1 protein-coding gene is annotated in these 3,106 nt (G+C 73.5%); it reads left to right on the forward strand.

From position 1 onward, the window contains the following. Positions 1-99: 99 nt before the first annotated feature. Positions 100-3,106 (forward strand): DEAD/DEAH box helicase (locus GT042_RS15720; RefSeq protein ID WP_161309337.1); only part of this gene is annotated, 3,007 nt, incomplete at its 3' end.

Below are 3,106 nucleotides of genomic sequence, written 5' to 3' on the forward strand. Positions count from 1 at the left end.
CTCGTGGCCGGCGGACGCGGCGGCAGCGGCTCGACGGCGGAACGGCGCCGTTTCCCCAGCTCCGGGCGATTGTCAGTGGCCGGGTGCACGATAGGTGGCATGGCACGTACCGCGCTCGACTCCTTCTCCCCCGCGACCCGCGCCTGGTTCACGGGGGCCTTCTCCGCGCCCACCGCGGCGCAGGAGGGGGCCTGGCGTGCCATCCAGGAGGGCTCGGACGTGCTGGTCGTCGCCCCGACCGGCTCCGGCAAGACGCTCGCCGCCTTCCTCGCCGCCCTGGACCAGCTGGCGTCGAAGCCGCCTCCCGCCGAGGCCCGGAAGCGCTGCCGGGTGCTGTACGTGTCGCCGCTCAAGGCCCTCGCGGTGGACGTGGAACGCAATCTCCGCAGCCCGCTCACCGGTATCAGGCAGGAGTCCGTACGGCTCGGCCTGCCGGAGCCCGAGGTGCGGGTCGGCATCCGCTCCGGGGACACCCCGGCCGCCGAGCGCAGGACGCTGGCGACAAAACCGCCGGACATCCTCATCACGACCCCCGAATCGCTGTTCCTGATGCTCACGTCCGCCGCCCGGGACGCGCTCGCCGGGATCGAGACGGTGATCCTGGACGAGGTGCACGCCGTCGCCGGGACGAAGCGGGGGGCGCATCTCGCGCTCTCCCTGGAGCGGCTGGACGAGCTGCTGCCGCGCCCGGCCCGCCGGATCGGTCTCTCCGCGACGGTCCGTCCGGTGGAGGAGGTCGCCCGCTACCTCTCCCCGCAGCGCAGGGTGGAGATCGTCCAGCCGCCGTCCGGCAAGGAGTTCGACCTGTCCGTCGTCGTCCCGGTCGAGGATCTCGGCGAGCTGGGCGGCTCTCCCGCGACCGACACGAACGACGCCGAGAAGCCCTCGATCTGGCCGCACGTGGAGGAGCGGATCGCCGACCTTGTCCAGTCCCACCGCTCGACGATCGTCTTCGCCAACTCCCGCCGTCTCGCGGAACGCCTGTGCAACCGGCTGAACGAGATCGCGTACGAACGGGCGACAGGGGAGGCGATGCCCCAGGCGCACTCCCCCGCCGAGGTGATGGCCCAGTCGGGCGCCGCGCAGGGAGCGCCGCCGCTGCTCGCGCGGGCCCATCACGGCTCGGTGTCCAAGGAGCAGCGCGCGCAGGTCGAGGAGGACCTCAAGGCGGGCCGGCTGCCCGCCGTCGTGGCCACGTCCAGCCTGGAGCTGGGCATCGACATGGGCGCGGTGGACCTGGTGATCCAGGTCGAGTCGCCGCCCTCGGTCGCCTCCGGCCTCCAGCGGGTCGGGCGCGCGGGACACCAGGTGGGGGCGGTCTCCACGGGCGTGGTCTTCCCCAAGTACCGGGGCGACCTGGTGCAGGCGGCGGTGGTCACGGAGCGGATGCGCAGCGGCTCCATCGAGGCGCTGCGGGTCCCGGCGAACCCCCTGGACGTCCTGGCGCAGCAACTGGTCGCGATCGTCGCCCTGGACACCCGGCAGGCGGACGACCTGCTGGCGCTGGCCCGCCGGGCCGCGCCGTTCGCCTCCCTGCCCGAGTCGGCCTTCACCGCCGTGCTCGACATGCTCGCCGGGCGCTATCCGTCGGACGCCTTCGCGGAGCTGCGTCCGCGGGTGGTGTGGGACCGCGTGGCCGGTACGGTCACGGGCCGCCCGGGGGCGCAGCGCCTGGCCGTCACCTCCGGGGGCACCATCCCGGACCGTGGCCTGTTCGGTGTCTTCCTGGCCGGGTCCGACCCGAAGAAGGGCGGCGGGCGGGTCGGTGAGCTGGACGAGGAGATGGTGTACGAATCGCGGGCGGGCGACGTCTTCACGCTCGGCACGTCGTCGTGGCGCATCGAGGACATCACCCGCGACCGGGTGCTCGTCACCCCCGCGCCGGGCGCTCCCGGCCGGCTGCCCTTCTGGAAGGGCGACCAGCTGGGCCGGCCGCTGGAGCTGGGGCGTGCGGTGGGCGCGTTCCTGCGCGAGGTCGGCGCGCTCTCCGAGGAGGACGCCCGGCTGCGGCTGATGACGGCGGGCCTCGATCACTGGGCGGCGGGCAACCTGCTGGCGTATCTGGACGAGCAGCGCCGGGCCTGCGGTCATGTCCCGGACGACCGGACGATCCTCGTCGAGCGCTTCCGGGACGAGCTGGGCGACTGGCGGGTGGTGATCCACTCCCCGTTCGGTGCCCAGGTGCACGCTCCCTGGGCACTGGCGCTCGGCGCCCGCCTCGCCGAGCGGTACGGAATGGACGCACAGGTCATGCACGCGGACGACGGCATCGTGCTGCGCCTGCCCGACGCCGACCTGATGGGCCTCGACCTGCTCGACGCGGACCTCGGCGATCTCAACAGTCCCGGTGGTACGGACAGTACGGGCGGGTCCGGCGGCCCCGGCAAGGAGCGCGACCGCCTCGACACGACCTTCGACAGCGCCCAGGCGCCCGTCGGAGCCGCCGATGTGGCCTTCGACCGCGGCGAGATCAGCGGCCTCGTCACCGAACAGGTCGGCGGCTCCGCGCTGTTCGCCTCCCGCTTCCGTGAATGCGCGGCGCGGGCGCTGCTGCTGCCGCGCCGCAGCCCCGGCAAGCGCACCCCGCTGTGGCAGCAGCGCCAGCGCGCCGCCCAACTCCTCCAGGTGGCCAGCGAGTTCGGTTCGTTCCCGATCGTCCTGGAGGCCGTCAGGGAATGCCTCCAGGACGTCTTCGACGTGCCCGGTCTCACGGAACTGATGGGGGACATCGAGTCCAGGAAGGTCCGGCTGGTCGAGGTCACCACCACCGAGCCCTCCCCCTTCGCCCGCTCCCTGCTCTTCGGCTATGTCGCGCAGTTCCTGTACGAGGGCGACTCCCCGCTCGCCGAGCGGCGCGCCGCCGCCCTGTCCCTGGACTCCCGGCTGCTGGCCGAGCTGCTGGGCCAGGCCGAGCTGCGCGAACTGCTCGACCCGGACGTCCTCACGGAGCTGGAGCGCGAACTCCAGTGGCTGACCGAGGACCGCCGCATCAAGGACGTGGAGGGGGTCGCCGACCTCCTTCGGGTCCTCGGACCGCTCACGGACGCCGAGTTGGCGGAGCGCGGCGCGCGAGCCCCCTGGGCCGGGGAGCTGGCCGAGGCCCGCC

Source organism: Streptomyces sp. SID3212 (assembly GCF_009865405.1).
GTDB lineage: Bacteria > Actinomycetota > Actinomycetes > Streptomycetales > Streptomycetaceae > Streptomyces.